Genomic DNA, 24931 nt, shown 5'->3' on the forward strand with positions numbered 1-24931 from the left:
TAATCTGGAAAACTAGAAAAACAACTTTCCCAAGAAGAGAAGAATCCCAAAAATTTCTTAAAGAAATACAATCTGAAGAATTTGAACATCCTCAAGCTGCTCGATATAAATTAAAAGCTATTAATAAAAAATTGAGATTGTTGAAAATAAAAGAAGTTGAACTGATTGAAACTTACTCGAAAAAAAAGGAAAAGATTTATAAAATGATTAGTCTGATCATCAAAAAAGATGAAGAGATAAGTAGAAAGACTAAAGAAGCAGGAAAATTTATTTTAGCAACTAACTTAGTAGAGGAAAATAAATTAGAAGCTAGTGAAATTCTGATAACTTATAAAAACCAGCAATCTACGGAAAGAGGATTTCGATTTTTGAAAGATCCCTTATTTTTTACTGATAGTTTCTTCGTTGAAAAACCAGAAAGAATAGAAACAATGTTATTTTTAATGTCTTTGTGTTTGTTGATTTATAACTTGGGGCAAAGAGAATTAAGAAATTGTTTAAAAAGAGTCAAAAAAGGAATAAATAATCAAGTAGGGAAAGTAACATTGCGTCCGACTTTGAGGTGGATATTTCAATGTTTTCAAGGTATTCATTATGTGATTTTAAACGGAGTTAAACAAATTGTCAATTTAACAGAAGAAAGGCGTTTTATATTGAGTTTATTACCTGCATCTTGTCAAAGATATTATCTATAAATTGAATTGGATAAAGCAAAAATAATAAAAGAATAAGAGTCTAATGATATCAAATGAGAAGAGGAAACTCTCCTTCGTTTGTGCTGAGTCTTGCTAAGTTTTCAATGAGTATAAATCTTCTTAATTTGATTATTTTTCCTAAAAATTTAATGAAAAGAGAAATATTCTTGCCCAGGTATGATTTTCGGACTTTTTAAAACTATGTATTTTTTATACTACATTTTGAAGTGCGGAATCTGGGATTTATTGATATTGAAGATAAAGGCGGTTATCTAAACATAATAGATGAAGACGGAATAATAACTACCTTAATGGGTGAGGAAAGAGAAAAGTTTTTGTTTTGCTTATCTACTTATAAGCATATATTTGACAAAATTTAACCCGTTAACCTTCTGCATCCTACCTACTCTTAGAAGTAGGGGGAATGGAGAAGCTTAATTACCTTCTCTGATATGGGGATAACACGGTCTTTTAAAGTAAATAGACGAATCGGTCTTATCAATTTACCAGACGATATCCCCATGACCCTTTAACTCCTACTGTCTTCTGAACTAATAAGCAGATTCTGGCTTTGGCTATTAAAAGACGATGGAGTTTAACAGGGTCAAAATAATAGCCTAAGAACAAACACAAAACATGGACCATAAGACCATTGTAGGTTTAGATATCGGTTGTTACAAAAGTGTAGCAGTACCGATGAGTTTTAGTGTTAAAGTGACTATCTCGATTATCCTATAACTAAGGCGACTGATTTTTATGATCAAGCCTATTTTTCCGAGATAGAAACCAACCTAGCGCACCTTGAAAAGTTAATAAGTTTAGGGGACATCTACATCATGGAACCCACTGGTAATTATTCAAAACTATGGGTTAACACCTTGCTAGACGCTGGTAAAGAAGTTAGGTTAATTTCTAACCGTGACTTAACCAGTTATCGGAAGTTATGCCAATGGGATTATAAAGACGACTACCACGACGCTACAGCATTGGCTTATTGTGGGTGGCTCAATCTTAATAACCCGTCATCCTTCCTTGCTATCAGAGACCCTGAAATCCAGGCAGCCTATCAGTTACTTCTAGAACATGAGAGAATTAACAGAGAATTAAAGCCACTGGTTAACCGTGCGAGAAACTTACTGCACACAGAATTCCCAGAAGCAAAAAATAGTAAGTCTCAGTCTTCGGACAAAGTAGACGGTATCTGGTTGTTTATTAGTAACATTGATCGAGATGGTGGCAAATCGAAGTCTTGGCAAAAAAAACTTTTTCAAAGTATCGGAACGGCAAATAAATCAGGGTTTAGTTCTCAATTAATTAAACTAGCTCAAACAATTTGTTCACTTAAACAACGCAGGATACAGATTAAACAAGGGTTTCGAGATTCCTTGCTAACCCCTGAATATAAATTTTATCGAGAAGCGTTTTCTGCTTTTGACCTCGGAATTTACGAATCTGTAACAATTCTTTGCCAAATCTACCCATTTGAACAATTTTTGGATGGTGAGGGGAACGAGTTAAGGAAAATCAAACCTCGGAAGTTTGGGAAAGCAGGAAAGCCCGTTACTAAGCGTGTAGGGTTGAATCGTTTTCACGCTCGATTAGGTAAAGCGGTAAAGCCTTGGGAATCTGGCAAGAAAAAAGGACACATCGTTACTGGTTCGGTTCTCTCAAGAATTCGGTTATATCTTTGGGCGCATCGTTTCATGGGTATGGGTCAACCCAAAGACCCTAAGCCTTCGATCATTTTTCTTTACCATCGCTACTTGAATGACATTCAGGCTAAGTTAACCAAAGACGGAAAAATCGACCCCGAACGTCCTGGAAATAATTCCCTAAAGCAATGGGGAAAGGCCAGAGTTGGGGATAAGCTGGTTAAGCTACTGTTCAAAGAATTAATTGGGGCGTATCGTAGAAGTAAGGAAATGTAACAACAGAAAGGGGAGAGCTAAAGCCCTCCCTTATCCGTTATAATTTGAGCGAAACAATCTTGAACTAAATTGAGTGATTTTTCGTAGAATCAATAACCGTTATGGCAGACCTTTGGTTTCAACCCTTCATCTGGACAGATTATCGCCTTGCTATTGTATTTACAGTTATCATACCCTTGGTTTTAAGTATTTGGGCTTTACTAAAACGAGTTGATGCCATTGGACGTTTATTCATTATCTATTGGCGAGTCGCTAGTTTATTATTGATTACAGTTTATTTATTAGCCCCTGGTTGGGTAGGAGAAAATTCTCCTTTTGAGGCATTTTGTGGACAAGCCGGCTTTATTACTGCTTTGTCCGCCCGTATCCTTATCCCCATTTCTTTGTGGTTTTGGGTGGATTTAAACGATGAAATTAAGGACTTACCTGGGAGTTTCCTAAAATTGATGGTAACGTCCTGGCGTTGGGCGATCACGGTTTATGGTAGCATCGGCGCAATGGTTCATGTGCCTTTTCTTTCCTGTGCCTTTTCCCAAAGCACGTTAGAAAGTCAGTTTTGTCAAGTTTGGATACAGCCACCAGTGGGTTATTGGTCTCTAGTTCATGGAGATGCAACTCCTGCTTTTATGGGATTTATGGGTTTACTGGGATTGTCGATCTATCTTCTCTATTTTGCTTATTTTTTATTCATTCGTCTCGCCAAACAAGGAAGATCGGCTTTAGAACAGTGAATAATTAACAATTAACAATTAACAGTTAACAATTACATCTTCTTGAAACCAAATTATTCAATTGGAAATTCTTCATTGACTACATAATTTTCTAATTCGATGATTGCTTTTAAAGAAGCTTGAGTTTTTCCCTCTTTTTTATTTTGTCCCAAGGCTTCTGTTTCAATGAGTATTTCGTCTAACCATTGAACCTGACAACAACATCGCCATTGATCGTCTATTTTATTGTATGAATAAACTGGGTTTTTCAGCTTTAATCGCTGCAAGGTCGTGTGTAAATAGGCGATAGGATTATTGATGGCTTCTGAGGAAACTGTTGATAAGTCCAAGGGTTCTTCATTAACAACAGTAGCAGGGGCTGAGACAGGGGATTCTTCTATTATTTTATCGTTCAAAGCAGTTTGATCGATGGCCGTAACTTCCTGTAATTTGTCTTCTAATTTTCCTTGTAACCAATTGCAATTAGATTGGTGTCTAGCGGTTTGTTTATTACTGGCAATAGAGGGCTGACTGGTAGTTTTTTCATCAAATACAGTCCAGAAAGCAAACTTACCCGAAGTCATTTTTTTGTCTAAATAATCCACAGTGGTTTGACCAATAGTGGCAGCAATTTGTAATATTTGAGTTGCTAGGGTAGGTTGTTCCTTTAAATGGTTTAATAACTCATCTTTAATCAAGGTTCGGTTGTCAGGATTTTCATATTCCCCAAATACCAAATAATATAAATCAGAAGGTTTGAGAGTCCGATTTTCTAACCGTTGTTGGGCTTCGGGAACTAATTTATCTAGCTTGGAAACTTTGAGACTATCTTTGATGATTTGGGAAAATTCTTTATCTGATAAGGTAGTAATGTTTGCTTTTTTGTTTAAAATAGTAACGGTTTTAGCTAGACGCTCTTCTCGGAAATGCTCGTTACGTTTTTCTTTAATTTCTTGTCTTTTATCATTAATGTGTTTAGCGATCGCCTGTAATTCTTCTACGGTATAGGGAGATTCTTTCTGCTCAATAAAAACCGCTTTGAGGACACGATGATTAATATAGTCAGCGAAGCGACGAATGGGGGAGGTAAAATGGGTATAAGCCCCCACAGACATAGCAAAATGCCCAACCAACGCCGGGGAATAAGTAGCAGGGTTTAACCAACTTTGTAGTCTCTGACGCACTAACTCTGGTAGTCCCAGGTTGTTTAAGGTTTCAATCAACAGTTTACTTTCAGGAGCAATGGCTGAAGCGGTATGATTACGGTATAAAATGGGCAGTCGATGCTCTTCGGCTAAACTAGCTACGGCAGTATTAGCCAAAACCATGAATTCTTGAATAATTTTTTGAGAATGGTATAAGGGGGTTTCGATTAATCTTCCTTCCTCGTCTAAACTAACGCCAGCGATGGTACTTTGACCAAAAGCTCCTCCTTTTTGCCGTTTCAAAGCGAGTTTTTGCGCCCATAGTTCACAATAGCGTAAGACTTGAAACAGAGGCTGTGAAGGGTCGTTTAGGGTCTTATCTGCACTTACATAAGAAAATTTTTTGATGCTATTGAGATGGGTAGATAAGAGTTGGGTTTTTTTAATATTGGCCGCTTCATCTAGGGTAATGCGAATGGTAACAGTCCATCGGGGTTTATCTTCGAGGAGAGAAAGTTTATCTTCCGATAACTGACGGGGAAACATGGGGTTATTGCTTGTGGCCAGGTAACGGGTTTCCACTCGTGAAAATGCCTGTTGTTCCAGTTGGGAGTTAGGGGGAACTAAAGCGGTAACATCGGCAATATGGACAGAAATAATCACCCCTGACTGATTGGGTTCTATCCACAAAGCATCGTCTAAGTCTTTTGAGGTTTCACCATCAATGGTAAATCCTAAAACCTGTTGCCGATCATCAATATTTAAGGGTTCTTGCAACAGTTGATTGATTTCATCATGAGGGATAAGAGAAGGGGCCATCTGTATATTTTGTTCAATTGTTAGACCAAACCGGAACGTAAAGCAACGACAGCAGCTTGTACGCGATCGTCCACAGCTAATTTATTCATAATACCTCGGACGTGGGTTTTAATGGTATTGGTGCTTAAGTATAAGTCTTCGGCAATTTGATTGTTACTTTTACCCTCCACAATTAACTTTAAAACCTCTAATTCTCGTTCTGATAAGAGGCTAATATTTTGATTGGGTTCTGAGGTGGGTGGTTTCAAGTTATCTAAGACTAACCGAGCAATTTGGGGATCAAGATAAGTTGCCCCATCTTGTGCCGCTTCAATAGCTGCTAATAATCGCTCTAAACTTGCCCCTTTGATACAATAAGCATCGGCACCACTGGATAAAGCGGCCACTACCTCGGTTTGTAAGGTGTGGGAGGTTAACATTACTACATGAATATCAGGTAACTGTTCTTTGATTTGCTTAGTGGCTGCGATCCCATCTAAACGGGGTAGTCCGATGTCCATGACCACTAGATCGGGTTTAAGTTCCAAAGCTTTTTGAACACCGATGTAGCCGTCTTCAGCTTGTCCAACAATCTCAAAGTTGGGATGTTCGCCTAACGCTTGTTCTAAGCCTAACTGCATTAGGGGGTCGTCTTCAACGATTAAAATTCGCATAGGGTTAAGTAACAGATGATTATTAATTGACATACTCCCCCGTTAAACTGCGTTGTAACGGGGGATTCTTTCCACATCACTATTAGAAATTCCTTGCTCAACGAGACGGCTTAAATTCTCAACGTTGCCATTAAGAACCCAGAGGTCGGACTCTCCCAAGGCGTTTGGGTACGCCAGTTGCTCTACTTGGGGAGACCCCAAGACCGCACTGGCTCCGGTTTCTGTATGCCCTACAGTACCGTTGAGATGTTCTCCCAAATATTTCAAACCCTTTTTAAGAATATTAATTGCTGCGTTATGATCCCTATCTAAGACTGTTTTACAGTTAGGACATTGATGAGTTCTGGTACTTAATGATTTCTGAACTCTTGTGCCACAAACCGAACAATCTTGACTGGTGCAATGGGGCGGCACAGCAATACAAACAATACGATAAATCTTAGCAAAATAATTCAACCATTCAGTGAATTGATACCAAGAAGCATCACTAATTGACTTAGAAAGTTTACGGTTCTTTACCAAGTTTCTAACTTTTAAAGCCTCATAGACCACCAGATCATTAGATTGGACTAACGCCAAAGCATCTTTAATTGCTTTGTCTTCACGCTGTCTTGATACTTTAAGATGAAGCTTGGCAACTTTTACCCGTTGCTTGTGGTAGTTGTTAGACTGTTTCTTGCCTTTACGGAAACGTTTTGATAATCGTCTTTGTGCCTTTTTAAGACGCTTTTCTGATCTCCTTAAATAGCGTAGATTATCAACAGTATTTCCCTGAGCATCAGTATAAAACTCTTTTAAGCCCAGATCAATTCCTGTTACTTGTCCCGTTGGTTCATGGTTTTCTTGACGTTCTACATCAATTAGAAACTGGCAATAACAACCGTCAGCACGTCTCACAACTCTTACCCGTCTAATCTGTTGTTCTGAATAATAAACTAAGGTTCTTCGACTACACCATAAATCAAATTCTCCGGCTTTAAAACCATCACTGAATTTAATTTTACGTCTGTCATCGGATAGCTTGTATCCTGTTAGTTTATACTCAACAGAACGACTATATTTTTTAAACTTAGGAAACCCTTTCTTCCCTGATATCTTGGCACGACTGCTTGGTGCGGCGACATGCGCCATGAGATGGCGCGTCGGCGCTCCGCAATTCTGGTAGAACCTGTTAATTGATTGCCATGCCCTATCAGCAGCGGATTGACGGGCTTGAGAGTTTAATAAAGTTACCCAAGGTGTGTCTTTATTTTTAGCTAATGTAGAGCAAAGTTTTTGGAGGTCATTACGGGTTATCCCCTTATTATCCATCCAATAACGAACGCAGGTATTACGCACAAACTGGGATGTCCTAATGGCTTCATCTAGTTTCTGGTATTGTTCTGGTGTCCCGTTTTTAAGTTTAGCTTCTACAACTAGCATTTATTAACCTTCGACCTCGGATAAATTAATTATAACATATTTTACCTAAAAACGCTAGAATTAAAATCGATGCTTTGCGTTAATTTATTGGTCGGATTTCATCCCCCGCTAATTTTGGTGAGTATTTAGCTCGAAAAATGTAGCGGGGGCATTCATCCGACATTGTAGGTAAATTATTGATCAATTCACCGAAGATCGACCAGACGATTGACCTTTTGTCCTGAAATTCACCCATCTAGGGGAGGCACAAAGATTGTTTGGTTAGGCACTCTTTAGTTAGAGTGAGAGAGTTAAATTTTATGAGTTCATCTCGTCATCCCTGGCAATGGTTCGACCTTATGGTTATCCCAGTGGCCCTGGCCTATTGGCTCGGTGGTTTATTGGCTCATGCAACTACCAACCTTAACAACGAAGTAGCACCTCTCCGGGTTCCCACGGGCATTGCTTTAACTGCATTGCTCATCTATGGGGAAAAAGTCTGGTTAGGCATTTTTTTGGGTGATGCTCTGTTGATGTTTGCTCTAGGAGCAAGCTGGGGGCTAATACTCAGTTCTGCTGCTGGTAGCACCCTCTGTGCTTGGTTAGGGTTTAAATTGCTGCATTGGGGCGGTTTTTCCTCTCGTTTATCTCGCATCGATGATGTGGCAGCGTTAATCTTGTTGGCAGGAATTGTGGCTCCTGGGGTAAATGCAACCTTAGAAAGCTTATCAGCTTTGTTGATGGGTTCTCTGAATTGGCAGAATTTTGCCTCACACTGGTGGATGGTGGGGTTAGGGGACTGTAGTAGTATTTTGATAGTAACGCCCTTTCTGTTGCGAATTTACCTCGATGGGGCGGGTCTATTTCGCCGTTATCGCCGACAGCGAGTTCTGGAAGTGATTATCTGTGGAGGACTTTTATTGGGGTTGAGTTGGATGGTTTTTTCCCGTCATACTCAAGTACATATTTTGATGGAAGGAAGTTTGAGTAATGCTCGCTATTTGGAATATTTACCCTTCCCCATCGTAGTTTGGGCGGCTATTCGCTTCCAAACTTGGGGGGCAGTTGTGGGTAGTTTGTGTTTGGCTTTATTGGCGATCGCTGGAACAGGCCAAGGAGTAGGCCCGTTTGTGATGCCAATGGTTAATGAGTCTCAAACTATTTTATTGCTACAAATGTTTATCATTATTGTCAGTGGCACGGCTTTATTGTTATCAGCAGCCGTGACGGAAAGACAACGGGCAGAAAGACAGTTAAGGACAACTTTAGAACGGGATCATTTATTGGCGGAAGTGTCTTTAAAAATTCGTCAATCTCTTGAGCTAGAAAAGATTTTTCAAACTACTGTTACAGAAATTCGTCAGTTAATTGAAGCGGATCGGGTGTTTATTGCTTCTTGGCAGGATGGCGGACGTATTGAGGTGGTGGCTGAATCTCTGAATGGTGATTATCCTAGTTTATTAGGAAGTAATGCCAGGGATGATTTACTCACGGCTTTACCTTATCTTTTTACCCAGGCACAAACGTTTATTGCTGATGATATTACGAACTTTAATTTATCCCCAACGGTACAAAAATATACTGAACGTTATCAGATTAAGGCTGCTTTAGTAGTGCCTTTACATTTAGATGGTAAACCGTTGGGTTTATTGGTGGCTCATCAATGTTTGGGAGTGCGTCATTGGCGAAAACAAGAGGTAAAATTATTAGAACAATTGGCCGGCCAAGTTATGATTGCTATGAGCCAAGCCCAACTTTACCAAACCGTACAGCAGTTAAATTGTAATTTGGAAAAACAGGTAGAAGAACGCACCTATCAACTACAGGAAAAAATCAGAGAAGTCCACAAGTTACATGATATGAAGGCGGTGTTTTTACAGGCAGTTTCCCACGACTTACGCACGTCGATTATGGGATTATTAATGTTGTTAAAAAATCTACAACATCGCTCTGAAGATAGCTTGACTTTATCTCGCTTTATTCTGGATAGAATGATTAATAGTAGTGAACGTCAATTAACTTTAATTAATGCACTATCTGAGGATCATTTTTCTGAAGAACGACCCCTAATGATTCATTGTGAACAGTTATCCTTATCTCAATTTATCAATGAACTCATTCGAGAATGGCAACCATTATTACAGCAAAATCAGGCCAATTTAGTTGCTAATATTTCTCATAATTTACCTTTAATTTCTGGAGATAAAGAACAACTCCATCAAGTGTTTGAGCATCTTGTTACTAACGCGCTAAAACATAATCCTCCTGGAATTAATTTAGGTATTGATGTCACAGTTAAACAAGGGATGATCTATTGTAGTTTGACTGATAATGGAATAGGAATGGGTGAACAGCAATGTGATCAACTGTTTAAATTATACCTTCGTAGTTTGCACGATAGACGAAGGACAGGTATCGGTTTAGGTTCCTACCAATGTCGTCAAATTATTGAAGCACATGGGGGTAAAATTGGGGTCAGAAGTACCCCAGGGAATGGCTGTCAATTCTGGTTTACCCTTCCTATGGCTAAAAGTCAACCTTCCGCAGTAAGTTGAAAGAATTGAGAATGCAGGAATGAGCAAAAAAAATCAATTCTAAATTACATGGCGATACTTGATAATTCCTAATTTATTAATTAAAGATTAACAAGCTCATAAATTGGTAACTTTTCTGTGAAAATTGGAATAGTATCTTTAGTTATTCAATTATTATGAAGCTTCCTCCTCAGTTAGAAAACCTACGGAAAGAGTTAGAAGCAACCCAAAAACTCTATCTAAAAATCACTCCTTCTTTCAGTAATAAGCTGACTATATGGGAAAGTAAGTTTGGAGGAGAACCCTATTTTCCTAAAAAGTTAGATTATCCTAAAAGTCCAGAAGGTAATCCCTTAATTTTATTGGCTCAAATTAATTTTTCTGAAACTTTATTATTAGATAATTTTCCCAAGGAAGGAATTTTACAATTTTATATAGATAGTTATCATGATTTATATGGTATGAACGATGAAGATTTGGCTGAGCAAAAATATTTTCGGGTTATTTATTTTGAGGAGATTGATTTAGATGAAAAAAATTTAATTACTGATTTTAGTTTTCTACCAAGTATTGATGATCCGGATGTTATTTTGCCATTTATTGGTAGTTTTGCCCTGAAATTTGAACAAAAACACGAACCCATTACAGGTGGTGATTATCGTTTAGAAAAGATAATCGAAAATTTCGTCAGTGGTTCAAAAGAAAAACTAGATTATTATGATCTTTTAGACGATTATTTTGAGTTATACGAAGGAGAAGAACATAAATTAGGGGGTTATCCCTTTTTTACCCAAGATGATCCAAGAATGAATTTTGATGAAACCATAGAACCTTATGAATTACTGTTTCAAATGATCTCTGATGATGATGCTGATATCATCTGGGGAGACATGGGAGTGGGCAACTTTTTTATTCAACCTTCCGCGCTCAGAAATTTAGATTTCAGTCAGGTTATATATTCCTATGATTGTTCTTGAAGTCAAGCCCACTGCCGATGTCTTTGATGATTTCTGTTTCTGGCCGGAAAAATAGCTCTAGCAAGATCCTAAGCCACTTGGGGTTCTAATAAAGAGCCTAGCTGCTGAATTCCTTTTTTGAGATGGCGTGTCACCGTCATGGGGCTAATACCAATCTGTTTGGCTGCTTCTTTACGGGGAAGTTCATTCAAAAAGACACATTCGATAGCGGCCTTGGTTTTGTCCTCCAGTTGGCCCAAAGCCCGTTGTAATTGTAGGCGATCTTCTTCTAACCGTTGTTTCGCTTGATAATGTTGATCGGGCAAGGTATCCCCAAAACTAAGGGAACAATCCATATTGTGGCTAATGGTTGCATCTAGACTGACTAAGAGACGGTTTTGCAGTGCTAATTGACATTCATTCCATTCTTCTAAGGGGATCATCAGAGCTTCTGCGATTTCCCAATCAAAAGGAGAACGCTTTAAACTAGCTGTCAACTGCTTACGTATTTTTTTACCTTTATTGTGAAGTTCTTGCCACCGTCTAGGAATTCTCATTACACTACCTTTATCCCGAAGATAATGGAGCATTTCCCCACGAATATAGGGGATATCAAAAGAACTAAAGGCACAACCCTGTTGAGGATTAAAACGCTCGATAGCACGAATAAAACCTAAATAACCAATTTGTTCTAAATCTTCATAGGGTTCTGAGCATTGGTTACTAATACGATGGGCAACTTGACGCACTAGCCCTAAATTACACTCTACTAATTGATTCCGTAACTCTAAGGAAGGATTACGGGCATAAGCACTCAAAAGCTCTATGCTATTTAGATGTTTATTCTTACTGGCTTGGTTATAGTGAGTCATAATTGTTAGATCCAAAGTTTTAAAGGGAAAAATAATAATGAGATGGAGTTACTAGAACGTCCTTAACAAAACAGTCTTGGCTCAACCCCTATCAATTAGCATTGGCTTCATAACTGTTGATGGCTTGAAAATTCCACTAAGGAATCTTGTCTATATGTCCTTATTATCTTTCTCAGAGAAATTCCCTACTATCGGTATTACACGGAAATTTTAGGCAGGTTCTTAAAATGAATCTGCATAAATACGCAAATTGACTCTGAGCTACTTTACCAACTATTAATTTTGCTCACTTCCCCGATTCGGTATTCTTTACTAGGCAATTACGTTAATTTTTAGGTATAAACATAAGTAGTTGTCTAAGTTATCCGTTAAGTCAGTAGAGAGGGATTATATGAGTAATACCAGCAACTTTCGTGATGCGATTCGCGAAGCCCAAAGTCAACATCTCGTCGGTCCTAATGTGATCGCTAATGCTTTACCCTTTGTTGGGGGTGGCTTAGTTTTAACCGCAGTGGGAACCTACGGAGGGTTAGGGGTGATTCAATCTTTCCCTAATCTCTTTTTCCCCACTTTCTTTGTGGCGATCATTTTGGAATTGGTTCTGTTTTTTGTCGCCCGCAATATCGCGGAAAATGGCAATAACAGCACCGCTTTACCTTTATTGGCTTTGTATAGCCTTTTATCCGGTTACACCCTCAGCGGCCTCGTTTTTGTTGCCCTGGGAACTCAAGGGGTGGGTAGCCAAGGAATTGCGATCGCTGCTTTAGGTTGTGGCATAACTTTCGTTTTTGCCCGTAGCGTAGGTTCAAATCTTTCTGAAGAAGATGGTATGGCCTTAACCAAAACCATCGGTTTAGGGATGATTGCCCTATTAGTGGTAATTTTCGGCCAATTAATCTTCTTATTATTAGGAGTTCATACCGCTAGCTGGTTAGAAATCGCTATTTCTGGATTAGGAGTTCTCTTGTTTGTTGGGGCTGCGGTAGTAGATTTTTACATCCTTCCTCGTACTTATCGAGATGAACAGTATCTTCCTGCTGCTCTTTCTATGTACCTAACCTACATCAATTTGTTTATCTTCATTTTACGCCTACTCATTGCTATTAATAGCCGTGACTAAAGTGCTTGATCGAGGCTTCTGCCTCGTTAAGGGCAGGAGGCAGAATGATATTTCTCCCCTGCCCCTTTAGTTGGTAAAGTAAAGAAATGTAAAGAAAATAATCACAGAGAAAACTTATGAGTGAACCTTCTACCCAACCCACAGAAACCCCTAAACTCGAAGATCCTAAATTTGGTTTTAACGATTATGCAGAGCGGTTAAATGGTCGTGCTGCTATGGTCGGCTTTTTATTAGTTTTGGCCATTGAATATTTTACGGGACAAGGCTTATTATCCTGGCTAGGCTTACAGTGATACTTAGATGGGGGAGACTGGAGACACCGGAGACTGTCAATTCTACAACCCGTCACCCCATCTATCTCCAAATCTCAGTTAATTCTTGAAGTTTTTGATAAACATTAGATAAAGTACCGCAACTTACCTTAAGTGAGATATCGTAATAATTAATCTAATTTCCGTAATTTATACAGTTCATTTTCTGGCACATAAGATAAGCTGAAATTAGATTAAATATCCTATCGATCCAATTGCCTTCACCAACCCTGCCCTAAAAGTGCAGGGATTGCCTAGACCAATTTAGTCAATGTAAGAGGTGAATACCGCATGGAGACACAGCTTGGTACACACTTCCGAATACTTCCCTCGTTCGGACTATCTGTAAACCTAATTGGTTAGGTGCTTTTAGACAGGACATCTTAGTTTTGTTGCACCGAAGGGACTTAAACGAGTTAGGGGGTTCTCGGCCTTATCGGCATACTAAAACCCTCTCCCGCAAGGGATATGTAAAGCCGTCCTATAAGGACGGGGTTTCAAACCCAAAATTTCCGATGAACATCTTATTGCCTCGTGTTCTCAGAACCCTTTACCGCAAAGAACCCATTTCTAGTTTTATTCTAGTGGTGGGAGCGGTAGATGCGGTGATGGGAGGGGTTGGTCAACGCTGGTCTTTGTTTTCCTTCGGCTTATTTATTGTCTCTCTTTCCATGATTTTACGCTGGTGGCAAGTACAAAAAGCTCAACCGATTATTACAAAGGATAAACCCAGACGCTATCTTCCTCCTAGTTCTTCTAATGTCCCTTTGCCTTTATTAACCCATGACAAATCTCGTCGCTAGGCAAAAAATTGGCAAAGTCGATAGAATAGGGCTAAAAAATCACACTGTAAAAGCCCTTATTGTGCCATGAAGGATCACAACGAACGGAAACGGCTAACCACACCACTAAAAATCATCTTAATGACGTTAGTTGTTTTGGGACAAGGCTGGATACTTCCGAGCTATGCTCAGTTGATTCGTCAACAACGAGAAGCCCTATCTGAGCAGAAAATTCCGGTGGTTAACCTTGGAATACGTTTTAAACACCGTTTAACGGGTCATACCACTCCCATTCGGTCTTTAGCGTTTAGTCCTAATGGGAGGACGGTTATTAGTGCTGGAAGCACTAATGAACCTTTTTTAAAATTCTGGTCTATTGAAGATGGACATGAGATTGATACCCTCCGCACTCAAAGTTCCGCAATTTTAACCTTGGCTGTTTCTCCCAATGGTAAAACTTTAATCAGTAGCGGAGAAGATGCGGATATTCATTTCTGGGTTTGGCCTAACCCAGACAGTAAAGTAACTTCTTTTGAACACTATAGCCATGTTTTGGATCTAGTTGTTACCCCTGATAGTCAGCTAGTGGTAACGGGGTCATTAGATGGGATTCGAGTCTGGACTTTAGAACCACCTCGTTCTCTCTATCAACTAGAAGGTTTTGGTACACCAGCTTTTGCTTTGGCCATGCACCCTAATGGGTTTTTAGTGGCCAGTGGTGATAATCAAGGAATTGTCAGATTTTGGAATTTAAGGGATCAAACAGTTGTCTCGCAATTTAGCGCACATTCTCAAACTATTTCGGGTTTGGCTATTACCCTTGACCAAAAACGCTTGATTACCGCAAGTCACGATCGCACTATTAAAATATGGGATTTGGCAACGGGGGAGTTATTGGATACTTGGACTGGCCATAGAGGCAGAATTCAAGCGATCGCCCTCAGTCCCAATGGTCAAGTTTTAGCTAGTGCTGGCCATGATGGGGTAAGGTTATGGAACGCCCAAACTGGACGCTTATTACGTCATTTTAAAGAGCATAGCGATCTGGTCAATGTGGTAGCTTTTAGTCCTGATGGAAAATATTTTGCTTCTGGTGGGTTTGATAGAGTGGTTAATCTCTGGGAAATTTCTCCTGCTTTTTATGAGTCTCTCAAGTTAAGACGCAGTTTTTGATATATGGCGCAAGATCAAAAGCATCCCAAAGAAAAAGGCGATCGCCTGATCGTTAACGAGTTATTAGTAGCTGATCCCACTGACTATAATCTGGCGGAATTAGCTAGACTTCGTATTCGTTATGGTAATTTTCCTGGGGCCCGACAATTAACCCAAGATTTAGATTTAATTTTAGAACAATGGCAATTAACAGAAGCAGAATTATTCGAGAAAACTCGTCACCTTCATGAAAAGGGAAAGGTTTATAAAAAGTCTTCGCAAGAAGGAGGACAAGACTGGAGCTAATTCAGTTATCAGTGACCAGTTATCAGTGATCAGTTATTAGTTTTTTATTGATTTAGGTAATTAGGGTTTGCTGAAAAAGTTTCTCCAAAATTTATGCCACTTTTGACCAAGAATTTTCTGACAAATCAATAAGTTTTAGTACATAAAAATTGTTTAAAGTATAATCAAAATTAATGAAAGGCGGTTTGATGAGTTCCCCTGTTCTATTATTAGTAAATAAGGACAAAAAAAGCGACAAAAACTGCCTCAGAAGTTTAGAAAGATTGACAACTAAAAATGTAATAGCAATAGATGTAATGGAGGTTTCAGGGAGTTTTGTCATCACGAGATTTAGGCTAAATCTTCGTTTAGCTTGTCCAAACTTTCCCTCAATAGCATTACGGAAGCATTCATCGGAGTGGGCTTGTTTCTTTTCTTCTTCACTGACATTTTTCGGAGGTCTTCCTAACTTCGGACCACTGATTCTTATCCCTCTTTCCTTACACCAATTTCTGTTTTCCCTAGTTCGATAAATTTTATCTACATGGACGGATTCGGGATAATAGCCAAACGTTTCTTTATACTTTTCTACTTGTTCTTTTAAATGACAAGATTCATTGAAGTTTTCCCAACTTATTTTGTCTAGAAACACATAGTTATCTACACAGCTTACTGAGAGTTTAGCTCCAAAATCTATTGGGTTTCCTGCTTTTCCCCTCACTATTGGACGAATATGCGGTTGAGTTAAACTTACAATTCTTTGAGGAACACTCTGGGTCTTATTCTCCCACATTGACTGTTGTTGTTCATAAACTTTTTTGATAGTCTCTAGACAATTTTTCTGTCTTTTACTCAGATTTTCCAGGGAAGCCCCAGCTTGAATTAAGTCTTCTATATTTCCTAAATTTTTCTTAAGGTATTTTAACTGTTTCCCGATAGCTTTTCTTCTTTCTTGATAAGATACTTTTCGTTTTTTAGCTACTTTTAAGTATTCCTTTCTAGCAATTTTTCTAGAAGTTCTCGGCTTTTTTCTCAATTTTACTCTTAATGGTTTATAAAGATTATCTATTATTCTTTCTGTCTCAATTCTGGCTTGATTTAATATGCCTAAATCCGTTGGGTATTTGATGTCTGCTGGCGCACAAGTCGCATCTAAAATTAGTTTACCTTTATTTTTTATTTTTTCTCCTTTTTATTGGAGACAATCCTTTTTTTTTACTTCTTTATCACTCTTGTCTATTTCTCTTTTTACTATTTTTTTATTGATTTTGTTTATCAATTCTCCATCAATTCTTTTCCTAAAATGAACTAGCATTGAAGATTCCAGTGGTGGCTCTTGTTGATAACAATTTAAACCTATAAAGTATTGTAGATAGGGATTTTCTCTAATCTGTTCTATAGTTTCTCTATCACTTGTTCCTAATTTTTCCTTAATAATTAATGTCCCTAATGCCATTCTAAATAGTTTGGCTGGCGCACCTTTTTCTGCTGAAAAAAGTTTAGCATATTCTTCCTCAAAATCATCCCAAGGTATCAACTCTGCCATGATTACCCAACGATTATTGGGGGACAATTTGCCCTCGAAAGGTAATTCAAATTTTTCTGGGGGCGGTAAAGGTTGCTCCTCTTTTCGATACATTTGTTCTTGACCAACAACTGGGAGGTGTTTCTACCAATTATAGCGGTTTGTAGCCGACAAAGCTGATCTTTTTTGCGATCGCGAATATGGGTGTAACCTTTTAAAGAATAGGGTTTTGCTTTTATTCAGCAAACCCTACTTAAGACATTGCTGATCATGTCAGAGAGATATTGTCCTCCAGCATAGGCTAGTCCTAAAACCAGTGTCGCTGCCAATAATTTCGGCAACAGAGTTAACACTTGATTGAGCATTTCCGTCGCTGGTTGGGAAATAGCTTGGATTTGCAGTGCATCTAAAGCAGTAATAGCAACCGGAATTAAGATTAAAACCTTAACAACGTTGCCAACAATATTGGATAAAGAGTTACCAGTGGCTTCAGTGGATAAGCCAAATTTTGCCCCAACTTGATTAATGGGAGTTGTAGCCAATAAACTGCTAACCACTCCTTGAACAATTTTTGCTACAACCCAACCCACAGCAGCGATAATAGACGCTCCCAGGACATTAGGAATAATAGCTAAAATTTGGTCTAACAGTCCCTGTACTGGGACTAAAGTACCTTCAAGCTGAAGGGTACTGAGGATGGAGGGTAAAAAGAGCAGAAAAATGAACCAGTAAATAGCATTACCGATAGTTTGGGACACGGATATTTGTTCATTGCCTTCCCCTAACTTTTCTTCGAGATTAAAACTCCCTAAAACCCGAGTGATGATCGTCTTGGCTAGGGTAGCCAATAACCAAGCGATGGCTGAGAGTATGCCGGCCCCTAATAGTTTAGGTAAGAAACTGGTAAGTTCTCCCAACAGAGAATTGAGGGGTTGGTAAACCGCCTCAAGTTGTAGGGTGTTTAAGAAAGCAACGACAGCAAAGAGAATGATCAGCCAATAGGCGAAGTCTGATAGTCATTTTTCTATGGGGATCGAACTATCAGATGAATCATTCCCAGAAATCCAACCAGCAATTTGATTATCGATTTCCGTATTATGGAGAATTTTTTTGACAACGCCCCTAACAATAGAGGCAGTAATCCAACCAACCAACAGGATTAGTAGACCTTGTATCAAAGTCCAACTATCAGAGAAGAGTTGATTTAATAAAGCTGGATCAACAATTGGAGTTTCTTGTGCAAGAAACCAGCAGGTGAACATAGTCATGATTTAACCTTGGGATAATCAAGGGGTATATTTTCGGTTTTAATATAACGAAATACCCACTTAATATCCAAAATCCCTTATGTTAATTCCAACTACCCTTAACAATTGGTCATAATTCCCTGCTATTTCACTAAGAGGGACTTGCCGTCAAACTAGGAAGGTTTTGATGGGTCAAACACTGCCAATAACAACTAAATAAGTTGGGGTGGGAGTAGGTTAAAGAAGCGATCGCAGGGGCAGCAGGAAAGGGCCATAAGCGATCAAAAACAATATTTTGACCTTTGAGGCGAAATTGTAACAAATATAAAGATGGTGGGGCATCTAGGGACTCTAATAACCCTTGTGCCAACTCATGTAAAGGACGAAGTAAGGACTTCTTCAAAGAAACAGGCTGCTCGTAAGAATTAGGAAATGCCCCTTCCCCAATGATTTCCCCATAAATTAATTCTCTGGGAGTCACAGCGACGGGTAGCCACAAATCACCTAACCAAGCATCCCTAATACTGGTTTTGTAGCCCAACATTTTATCTACCCATTGTCTTCTTGCCTTAACATCTTTGCAGTCTTGGTAAATTTTTTGTCCTGGAAAAGATAACCAGTTAGGGACTTCAATAGTCAGGGGACAATAGATAATATCTGGATCTGGTTTGGAAGGCTGAGCATTTTTCGACCATAACGAGTCTGTGGCCATCACTTCAACCTGAGTTGAGGAAGAATCAGCCTTAATGGCTGCTTCGAGTGCCATAACCATTTTTTCGGTTGCAGGAGAAGCAGGATACATGGTACCTTGGGCTTTTACCTGGGCATTGACGATAATTAAAGCTTTACGCATATCGGTTGGATGGTTGAGCGAATCTTGTCTTTTCTAGTCAGTAGAGTCAATTTAAAGAGACTCCTATTAGAGAGATTACCCATGTTTATCCCTAACGATAAACAGGTAATGTGAAATGGAAATAGCTACCTTGTCCTGGTACACTATCGACCCAAATTTGGCCATAGTGGACACGAATAATTTTACGACATAAAGATAACCCTAATCCATATCCTTCTTTTGCTTGATCCCTTTGTAAACGGAAGTGACCTTCAAAAATCCGTTCTTGTTTTTCTTCGGGAATACCTGGGCCTGTGTCACAGACACTAACTTGTATTTTTTGACTGGTGCGGTGGAGAATAGATAAGCTAATTTCTCCTCCCCCTGGTGTATATTTAATCGCATTATCGATCAAGTTGACAATCACCTGACGGATTAATTCTTCATCTCCATAGACTGAGGGTACATCTTGAGGAATGTCCTCAATCAATGTTAAGGACTTTTCTCTTAATACTTCTTTATATTGTGCCACAATTTCTTTAGAGAGTGCGGGTAAGAACACTTCTGTCCGTTCCACGCGCAACTGAGCATTCATGCTTTTAGAAGCCTGTAAAATGTCTGTAATCAGACGATTCATCACCCGAAATTGATTACGGGTTTGATGAAATAGTTGGGTTGTTAGTTTTTGCCGTTTCTCGCTGTTTTCTTGAGCTTGAGCTAGTTCTAAGGTTTCTACTGCAATGGAAGCGGCCGTTAGGGGACTGCGTAAGTCATGGGCTAACATAGCTAAGACTTGATCTTTGAACTTGAGTTGTTCTTGTAAATTCTCTTTATCCTTCTTCAGACGAAATATCTCATCAGAAAGCCGCATCAGTTCCCCTGAATATCCGACATTAGTGGATTGTTCCGGTGATTTCTCTTGATGATTATCTTCTTTCAAAGCTGAGAGCCATTGTGGCCACCATCTTTTCAGTTGATTGACTAGATTACTACCCGCCAGGGTTTGTCTGGGGGTGGGTACTACTTTAACCAGGGCCGGGGTGGCAACTAAGCGAAAATGCTCTACTAAGTGGGGTTGTTCGTGAATCTCAATGATTTCTAGCTGGTAAGTATGATCTTGGCTGACTGTTTTGAGATAATCCCGAATGGGCTGAATGTACTCATGGGAACTGGGACGCTCATCGACAAACAACAATAGCTGAATAGATGCAGCATGATCGCTTTCAGAGTTTGTTTGATGGTTGGAGGGTTCTAGCACTGCGACTTGATACTATATACTGACAGAGAAACAAGGTTCTTTTAGTAAGAGATTTTTTCTATCTATTCTAGTCTAGATCCTTAAGATAGTATAAAATCAACTACACTTAATCTTAAAGCTTAATGGTACAAACTTCACTGTGATGGTTGAAAACGATTATGGCTCTTGGCTATGTAGCTCTTGTCCTTCATGCTCATTTACCCTTTGTACGGCATCCCGAACGGGATTATATCCTAGAGGAAGAGTGGCTTTATGAAGCTATTACAGAAACCTATATTCCCCTACTGCGGGTTTTTGAGGGACTAAAAAGGGATGGGATCGATTTTAAAATGACCATGAGTCTGACACCCCCTCTGGTGTCCATGTTACAAGATCCTTTATTACAGGAACGCTATAACGATCATCTTACTAAGTTACAAGAACTCGTTATTAAGGAAATTGAGAATAATCAACACAACGGCCATATTCGCTATTTAGCTGAGTTTTATCACCAAGAATTTGCTCAAATCCGTGAAACTTGGGAACAGTATAACGGAAATTTGCTCATTGGCTTTAAACAATTCTTAGAAAGCAACAACCTGGAAATTATGACATCTGGGGCGACTCACGGTTATCTACCGTTGATGAAAATGTACCCTCAAGCGGTTTGGGCGCAAATTAAAGTGGCCTGCGACCATTACCATGAAGCCTTTGGCCGCCCCCCAAAAGGTATTTGGTTGCCTGAATGTGCCTATTATGAAGGGCTGGAAAAGATGCTGGCTAAGGCCGGGTTACGCTACTTTATCATCGATGGCCACGGTATTCTCTACGCCAACCCTCGCCCCCGTCACGGGACTTATGCCCCCGTATTTACAGAAACAGGGGTGGCTGCCTTTGGTCGAGATCACGAGTCTTCTAGTCAAGTTTGGTCTTCTAAAATGGGCTATCCGGGTGATCCCGAATATCGAGAATTTTACAAAGATTTGGGTTGGGAAGCGGATTACGATTATATTGAACCCTATATTATGCCTAATGGTCAAAGGAAAAATACAGGGATTAAATACCATAAAATCACCAATACTCAGGGCAATATGGGAGAAAAATCTCTCTATGACCCCTATTGGGCCCGAGAAAAGGCTGCTGAACACGCAGGGAATTTTATGTACAATCGCGAGCAACAAATTGCTCATTTGGCTAAGATGATGCAGCGTCATCCTCTTGTGGTTTCTCCCTATGACGCGGAATTATTTGGTCATTGGTGGTACGAGGGTCCCTGGTTTCTTGATTATTTATTTCGTAAGACTTGGTATGACCAAAATACTTTTGATCTAGTTCACTTGGCTGACTATCTCCGTCATAACCCAACCCAGCAGTTATGCCGTCTCTCTCAGTCGAGTTGGGGCTATAAGGGGTTTCATGAGTTTTGGCTCAATGACTCTAATACTTGGATTTATCCCCATCTCCACGAAGCCACAGAACGGATGATAGAATTAGGCAACATCGAACCGGCCGATGAGTTGGAAGAAAGGGCTTTAAACCAAGCGGCACGGGAGTTATTATTGGCTCAATCATCTGACTGGGCGTTTATTATGCGCACAGGGACGATGGTTAGTTATGCCATTGAGCGCACTAAAACCCATCTCCTCAGATTTAATCAGATTTATGATGATTTTCAACTGGGAACTATCAACGCTAGTTTATTAGAAAGCATCGAAGCTATTGATAATATTTTCCCCAGTATCGATTATCGTGTTTATCGCTTTCCAAAAAACAAAAAATAGAGACAAATTAATAATTTGTCTCTATTATAAATCATAAATAATTAATCATTAAAATAATCAATTATTGCCTGAGCAAATTCTGAACATTTCAGTGGAGGATCAACTTTAGGTTCCATCAAACGAGCGAGATCATAGGTTACCTGACGATTTGCGATCGCATTCCCAATACCTTTTTTAATGAGGTCTGCGGCTTCTTGCCAGCCCATATATTCTAACATCATCACCCCAGAAAGAATAACAGATCCAGGATTAATTCTATCCAGTCCTGCGTGTTTAGGTGCGGTGCCATGAGTTGCCTCAAAAATAGCGCAAGTATCGCCAATATTTGCCCCAGGGCCCATACCTAAACCCCCCACAACAGCGGCCGCAGCGTCGGATAAATAATCCCCATTTAAGTTCATGGTTGCCAGGATCGAATATTCATCGGGACGGGTTTGAATTTGTTGGAAAATACTATCCGCAATGCGATCATTTACCATGATCTTTTCTTTCCATTTACCATCCCCATGACTGTCCCAAATAGCGTCAATAACTCCTTTAACCTCGTCACAAATTTCTTGTTTCTTTTCAGGGGTCAAACTATCATAACCGGGTTCAACTTTTCTGGCATTATCTTCGATAGAAATATCAGCCTTACCTTCTTTGTTACTCAAAATCCACGATTCTCTTTCGGTAACACAAACATCTCTAAATTCTGAGGTTGCTAACTCATATCCCCAATCTCTAAAGGCTCCTTCAGTGTATTTCATAATGTTACCTTTATGCACTAAAGTAACCATTTGTTTAGCTTTTGGCAAACGTAAGGCGTGTTCAATTGCCCGACGAACCAACCGTTGAGAACCAGTTTTACTAATGGGTTTAACCCCAATTCCTGAGTCTATACGAATCTGTTTTTTCCCATGTTCTGCCGTTGCAGGTATCAGTTCATTGTTCAAATAGTTGATTAACTTTTGAGCAATTTCTGTGCCTTCTGTCCACTCAATTCCTAAGTAGATATCCTCGGTATTTTCCCGATAGACGATCACATTTAATTTTTCAGGAGACTTATGGGGGGAAGGAGTCCCAGGATAATAGCGACAGGGACGCACACAAGCGTATAATTCAAAAATTTGTCGTAAAGCGACGTTAAGAGACCTAATACCCCCACCGACTGGGGTTGTCAGGGGTCCTTTGATGGCGATACCATACTCTTTGATAGCGGTTAAGGTATCTTCGGGCAAATATTGATAAGTTCCATACTGATCACAAGCTTCATCCCCTGCATACACCTTAAACCAGTTAATTTTTTTGCTGTCTCCGTAGGCAGTTTTTACCGCAGCGTCGATCACTTTCTCCGTAGCAGGCCAAATATCGATTCCTGTTCCGTCCCCACGAATGAAGGGAATAATGGGATCATTAGGAACAATGGGGTTACCGTCTTCAAAGGTAATTTTAGAACCTGTGGTGGGTGCTGTCAGTTTTTCGTACATACAATGATCATTAATCAAGGGTTGCTCTTTTATTAAACTCCCAAAATAGGTTAAACTCCTCATCTTTTACTAAAATCTTAAGTATGTCGATGAGGATTTCGTTTTCATCTATTATTATTACGTAAAGTATGTATGCCCCTTAAGAGAATATCCCATAGTAAACATATAATAAATGTTACAGCCACAGGTAAAACCATATACATTAGCAAGGTAGAAATAACTTCCTATTCAAAGCTAATTACAGATCATTATTCCCTATCTTATATCTATCTCAACTAAGCAAAAACAAAGTCAGCTGGACTCAAACTATTAACACCTAGCAGTGTAGCTAACTCATCGTTGCCAAGAGAAATTAAAGTATCGGCATTTACTTGGGTAATACTCAAATCACTAAAACCGATACCCAAACCGGCGATACCTAAAACATCTTCTCCACTGGTAAAGTCCGTGACAACGTTGGCAGAGTTAGGAATTTGACCAACAGCAATCGAGAATTGATCGTCTCCTGCTCCTCCAGTAATAGTGCTATTACCGCCTAGCATGAAGAATCGATCGTCTCCTGAACCACCGAACCCACGGTCATTACTGCCCAAGATAAATGTATCATCCCCTGACTGTCCATAGATACGGTTGCCACCACCACCAGCAGAACTATCAATGAGATCATCTCCTGCTCCAGCGAAGACGAGTTCGTTACTGCCGACTTCGATAGTGTCTCTGTCACGAGTACCAAATTGCGGTCTGGTAGGTGCTGAATTATCATCATCATTAATAGTTCCAACCCCTTGATCATCCCCTAAAGTAATACCGCTTCCATTGGCTTGTAAATTAGTTAAGTTTACGAAGAAAGTTTCATCATTTTCTCTGAGATTGTCTCCATTAACTTCAACTTGGACTTTGGATAAAAAACAATTATCAGCGTAAATTTTACGCTAAACATATCTCCAGAGCTAAAATAGAGAATTAAGGTGATTTTAAAAACTCTCTTTCCATCTTTTTAGGGGATTTTAAATATTAAATAGCTTCATTCAGTTTCGGTTCCAATATAGATATCTAAGTAGCTTTCAGTTAGAGATTGAATGACTCGTTCTAATTCATCAATGAGATTTCTTCTAGTGAGTTTTTCTACAGCATCAATATGAGCAGAAATTCCGGCTCGTCCTAAATATTTATATTTGGTTTTTTTCTCATTATTAGTGGCCATAGGAAAAATTGATTCAGCAGCCTGTAGTTTATAATACCAGTAGATTGTTCCCTTTCCATTAACCTGATAACGAATAATATGACAATTAGCTGGTGCTACTTCCCCTTCCCGTTCAATTTTCTTTATTTTCTGTTTAAGAGAGCGAATTAGACTCTTAATTTGTTTGGCTCTCAGGTGGACATCTTGACTGTTCTTAAGTTCGGAATGTGATGACATTAGCCTTAACTGTAACAAACAACCTCTTTTGATGTTAGCGTATATATTCCGCTAATT

21 protein-coding genes and 2 pseudogenes are annotated in these 24931 nt (G+C 39.3%); 11 read left to right on the plus strand and 12 right to left on the minus strand.

Annotation, left to right across the window (positions count from 1 at the left end; genetic code table 11):
* Window positions 1-9 precede the first annotated feature (9 nt).
* The 3 genes and pseudogenes from CWATDRAFT_RS14720 to CWATDRAFT_RS14730 form a co-directional block, all read left to right on the plus strand.
* Window positions 10-695: pseudogene (locus CWATDRAFT_RS14720) on the plus strand (IS1634-like element ISCwa1 family transposase); the annotation flags it as partial.
* Between the two features lie 734 nt (window positions 696-1429).
* On the plus strand, window positions 1430-2623 hold the full coding sequence (locus CWATDRAFT_RS14725; protein WP_459538829.1) for an IS110 family transposase: 1194 nt from the start codon (window positions 1430-1432) through the stop codon (window positions 2621-2623).
* A gap of 101 nt (window positions 2624-2724) precedes the next feature.
* Window positions 2725-3354, plus strand: a complete 630-nt coding sequence (locus CWATDRAFT_RS14730; RefSeq protein WP_007305763.1) for a DUF3177 family protein — start codon at window positions 2725-2727, stop codon at window positions 3352-3354.
* A gap of 53 nt (window positions 3355-3407) precedes the next feature.
* Here CWATDRAFT_RS14730 and CWATDRAFT_RS14735 read toward each other — a convergent pair whose 3' ends face one another.
* The 3 genes from CWATDRAFT_RS14735 to CWATDRAFT_RS14745 are packed head-to-tail and all read right to left on the minus strand — an operon-like array spanning window position 3408 to window position 7372.
* The gene (locus CWATDRAFT_RS14735; protein ID WP_007305794.1) at window positions 3408-5297 is read right to left on the minus strand and encodes a ribonuclease catalytic domain-containing protein; all 1890 of its coding nucleotides are present in this window, start codon (window positions 5295-5297) and stop codon (window positions 3408-3410) included.
* A gap of 20 nt (window positions 5298-5317) precedes the next feature.
* Entirely contained in the window at window positions 5318-5950 is a 633-nt protein-coding gene (locus CWATDRAFT_RS14740) for a response regulator (RefSeq protein ID WP_042711576.1), read from the minus strand.
* 42 nt (window positions 5951-5992) lie between these two features.
* Window positions 5993-7372 (minus strand): RNA-guided endonuclease InsQ/TnpB family protein, encoded by a 1380-nt coding sequence (locus tag CWATDRAFT_RS14745; protein ID WP_007305792.1) that lies wholly within the window; start codon window positions 7370-7372, stop codon window positions 5993-5995.
* A 299-nt stretch (window positions 7373-7671) separates the two neighbouring features.
* On the opposite strand from CWATDRAFT_RS14745, the gene CWATDRAFT_RS14750 reads away from it, so the two are divergent.
* Both CWATDRAFT_RS14750 and CWATDRAFT_RS14755 read left to right on the plus strand, forming a co-directional pair.
* Window positions 7672-9906, plus strand: coding sequence for a sensor histidine kinase (locus tag CWATDRAFT_RS14750; RefSeq protein WP_042711582.1), 2235 nt, complete (start codon window positions 7672-7674; stop codon window positions 9904-9906).
* Between the two features lie 155 nt (window positions 9907-10061).
* Complete coding sequence (locus CWATDRAFT_RS14755; protein WP_007305765.1) at window positions 10062-10862, plus strand: YwqG family protein; 801 nt, start codon at window positions 10062-10064, stop codon at window positions 10860-10862.
* A 68-nt stretch (window positions 10863-10930) separates the two neighbouring features.
* Here CWATDRAFT_RS14755 and CWATDRAFT_RS14760 read toward each other — a convergent pair whose 3' ends face one another.
* A complete protein-coding gene (locus CWATDRAFT_RS14760) occupies window positions 10931-11713 on the minus strand; it encodes an RNA polymerase sigma factor SigF (RefSeq protein ID WP_007305791.1) in 783 nt (260 codons plus the stop codon).
* 391 nt (window positions 11714-12104) lie between these two features.
* Here CWATDRAFT_RS14760 and CWATDRAFT_RS14765 point away from each other — a divergent pair, with 391 nt between their 5' ends.
* The 5 genes from CWATDRAFT_RS14765 (at window position 12105) to CWATDRAFT_RS14785 (ending at window position 15384) form a co-directional block, all read left to right on the plus strand.
* On the plus strand, window positions 12105-12833 hold the full coding sequence (locus CWATDRAFT_RS14765) for a Bax inhibitor-1/YccA family protein (RefSeq protein WP_007305766.1): 729 nt from the start codon (window positions 12105-12107) through the stop codon (window positions 12831-12833).
* 116 nt (window positions 12834-12949) lie between these two features.
* Window positions 12950-13126, plus strand: a complete 177-nt coding sequence (locus CWATDRAFT_RS38580) for a hypothetical protein (protein WP_007305767.1) — start codon at window positions 12950-12952, stop codon at window positions 13124-13126.
* Window positions 13127-13659: 533 nt separating this feature from the next.
* Window positions 13660-13947, plus strand: coding sequence for a hypothetical protein (locus tag CWATDRAFT_RS14775; RefSeq protein ID WP_007305768.1), 288 nt, complete (start codon window positions 13660-13662; stop codon window positions 13945-13947).
* Window positions 13948-14067: 120 nt separating this feature from the next.
* Complete coding sequence (locus CWATDRAFT_RS14780; protein WP_198138987.1) at window positions 14068-15099, plus strand: WD40 repeat domain-containing protein; 1032 nt, start codon at window positions 14068-14070, stop codon at window positions 15097-15099.
* Window positions 15100-15102: 3 nt separating this feature from the next.
* Window positions 15103-15384, plus strand: coding sequence for a DUF3288 family protein (locus CWATDRAFT_RS14785; protein ID WP_007305770.1), 282 nt, complete (start codon window positions 15103-15105; stop codon window positions 15382-15384).
* A 91-nt stretch (window positions 15385-15475) separates the two neighbouring features.
* Here the strand turns inward: CWATDRAFT_RS14785 and CWATDRAFT_RS33750 are convergent.
* The 5 genes and pseudogenes from CWATDRAFT_RS33750 to CWATDRAFT_RS14810 all read right to left on the minus strand — a co-directional run bounded on the left by CWATDRAFT_RS33750 (window position 15476) and on the right by CWATDRAFT_RS14810 (window position 20225).
* A pseudogene (locus CWATDRAFT_RS33750) lies at window positions 15476-17002 on the minus strand (IS5-like element ISCwa2 family transposase).
* Window positions 17003-17127: 125 nt separating this feature from the next.
* Window positions 17128-17883 (minus strand): mechanosensitive ion channel, encoded by a 756-nt coding sequence (locus CWATDRAFT_RS14800; RefSeq protein ID WP_326997419.1) that lies wholly within the window; start codon window positions 17881-17883, stop codon window positions 17128-17130.
* A gap of 21 nt (window positions 17884-17904) precedes the next feature.
* Window positions 17905-18156, minus strand: a complete 252-nt coding sequence (locus CWATDRAFT_RS39850) for a mechanosensitive ion channel family protein (RefSeq protein ID WP_007305788.1) — start codon at window positions 18154-18156, stop codon at window positions 17905-17907.
* 130 nt (window positions 18157-18286) lie between these two features.
* The gene (locus tag CWATDRAFT_RS14805; RefSeq protein WP_007305787.1) at window positions 18287-18988 is read right to left on the minus strand and encodes a hypothetical protein; all 702 of its coding nucleotides are present in this window, start codon (window positions 18986-18988) and stop codon (window positions 18287-18289) included.
* A gap of 91 nt (window positions 18989-19079) precedes the next feature.
* Complete coding sequence (locus CWATDRAFT_RS14810) at window positions 19080-20225, minus strand: histidine kinase (protein WP_007305786.1); 1146 nt, start codon at window positions 20223-20225, stop codon at window positions 19080-19082.
* A gap of 158 nt (window positions 20226-20383) precedes the next feature.
* On the opposite strand from CWATDRAFT_RS14810, the gene CWATDRAFT_RS14815 reads away from it, so the two are divergent.
* Complete coding sequence (locus CWATDRAFT_RS14815) at window positions 20384-21985, plus strand: glycoside hydrolase family 57 protein (RefSeq protein WP_007305771.1); 1602 nt, start codon at window positions 20384-20386, stop codon at window positions 21983-21985.
* A 41-nt stretch (window positions 21986-22026) separates the two neighbouring features.
* Here CWATDRAFT_RS14815 and CWATDRAFT_RS14820 read toward each other — a convergent pair whose 3' ends face one another.
* The 3 genes from CWATDRAFT_RS14820 to CWATDRAFT_RS14835 form a co-directional block, all read right to left on the minus strand.
* Entirely contained in the window at window positions 22027-23454 is a 1428-nt protein-coding gene (locus CWATDRAFT_RS14820) for an NADP-dependent isocitrate dehydrogenase (RefSeq protein WP_021836033.1), read from the minus strand.
* Window positions 23455-23729: 275 nt separating this feature from the next.
* Window positions 23730-24047, minus strand: coding sequence for a hypothetical protein (locus tag CWATDRAFT_RS41370; protein ID WP_197088028.1), 318 nt, complete (start codon window positions 24045-24047; stop codon window positions 23730-23732).
* 431 nt (window positions 24048-24478) lie between these two features.
* Window positions 24479-24874 carry a hypothetical protein gene (locus CWATDRAFT_RS14835; protein WP_007305783.1) on the minus strand — a complete coding sequence of 132 codons (396 nt, stop codon included), beginning with the start codon at window positions 24872-24874 and terminating at the stop codon, window positions 24479-24481.
* Window positions 24875-24931 lie beyond the last annotated feature (57 nt).

It is taken from the genome of Crocosphaera watsonii WH 8501, from assembly GCF_000167195.1.
GTDB lineage: Bacteria > Cyanobacteriota > Cyanobacteriia > Cyanobacteriales > Microcystaceae > Crocosphaera > Crocosphaera watsonii.

Coding starts and splice junctions, on each gene's coding strand:
- CWATDRAFT_RS14755 (WP_007305765.1), top strand. CDS start 10,062: ATGAAGCTTCCTCCTCAGTTAGAAAACCTACGGAAAGAGTTAGAAGCA.
- CWATDRAFT_RS14815 (WP_007305771.1), top strand. CDS start 20,384: ATGGCTCTTGGCTATGTAGCTCTTGTCCTTCATGCTCATTTACCCTTT.
- CWATDRAFT_RS39850 (WP_007305788.1), bottom strand. CDS start 18,156: ATGACTATGTTCACCTGCTGGTTTCTTGCACAAGAAACTCCAATTGTT.
- CWATDRAFT_RS14820 (WP_021836033.1), bottom strand. CDS start 23,454: ATGTACGAAAAACTGACAGCACCCACCACAGGTTCTAAAATTACCTTT.
- CWATDRAFT_RS14750 (WP_042711582.1), top strand. CDS start 7,672: ATGAGTTCATCTCGTCATCCCTGGCAATGGTTCGACCTTATGGTTATC.
- CWATDRAFT_RS14835 (WP_007305783.1), bottom strand. CDS start 24,874: ATGTCATCACATTCCGAACTTAAGAACAGTCAAGATGTCCACCTGAGA.
- CWATDRAFT_RS14775 (WP_007305768.1), top strand. CDS start 13,660: ATGAACATCTTATTGCCTCGTGTTCTCAGAACCCTTTACCGCAAAGAA.
- CWATDRAFT_RS14730 (WP_007305763.1), top strand. CDS start 2,725: ATGGCAGACCTTTGGTTTCAACCCTTCATCTGGACAGATTATCGCCTT.
- CWATDRAFT_RS38580 (WP_007305767.1), top strand. CDS start 12,950: ATGAGTGAACCTTCTACCCAACCCACAGAAACCCCTAAACTCGAAGAT.
- CWATDRAFT_RS14785 (WP_007305770.1), top strand. CDS start 15,103: ATGGCGCAAGATCAAAAGCATCCCAAAGAAAAAGGCGATCGCCTGATC.
- CWATDRAFT_RS14740 (WP_042711576.1), bottom strand. CDS start 5,950: ATGCGAATTTTAATCGTTGAAGACGACCCCCTAATGCAGTTAGGCTTA.
- CWATDRAFT_RS14745 (WP_007305792.1), bottom strand. CDS start 7,372: ATGCTAGTTGTAGAAGCTAAACTTAAAAACGGGACACCAGAACAATAC.
- CWATDRAFT_RS14805 (WP_007305787.1), bottom strand. CDS start 18,988: ATGCGTAAAGCTTTAATTATCGTCAATGCCCAGGTAAAAGCCCAAGGT.
- CWATDRAFT_RS14780 (WP_198138987.1), top strand. CDS start 14,068: ATGACGTTAGTTGTTTTGGGACAAGGCTGGATACTTCCGAGCTATGCT.
- CWATDRAFT_RS14760 (WP_007305791.1), bottom strand. CDS start 11,713: ATGACTCACTATAACCAAGCCAGTAAGAATAAACATCTAAATAGCATA.
- CWATDRAFT_RS14765 (WP_007305766.1), top strand. CDS start 12,105: ATGAGTAATACCAGCAACTTTCGTGATGCGATTCGCGAAGCCCAAAGT.
- CWATDRAFT_RS14735 (WP_007305794.1), bottom strand. CDS start 5,297: ATGGCCCCTTCTCTTATCCCTCATGATGAAATCAATCAACTGTTGCAA.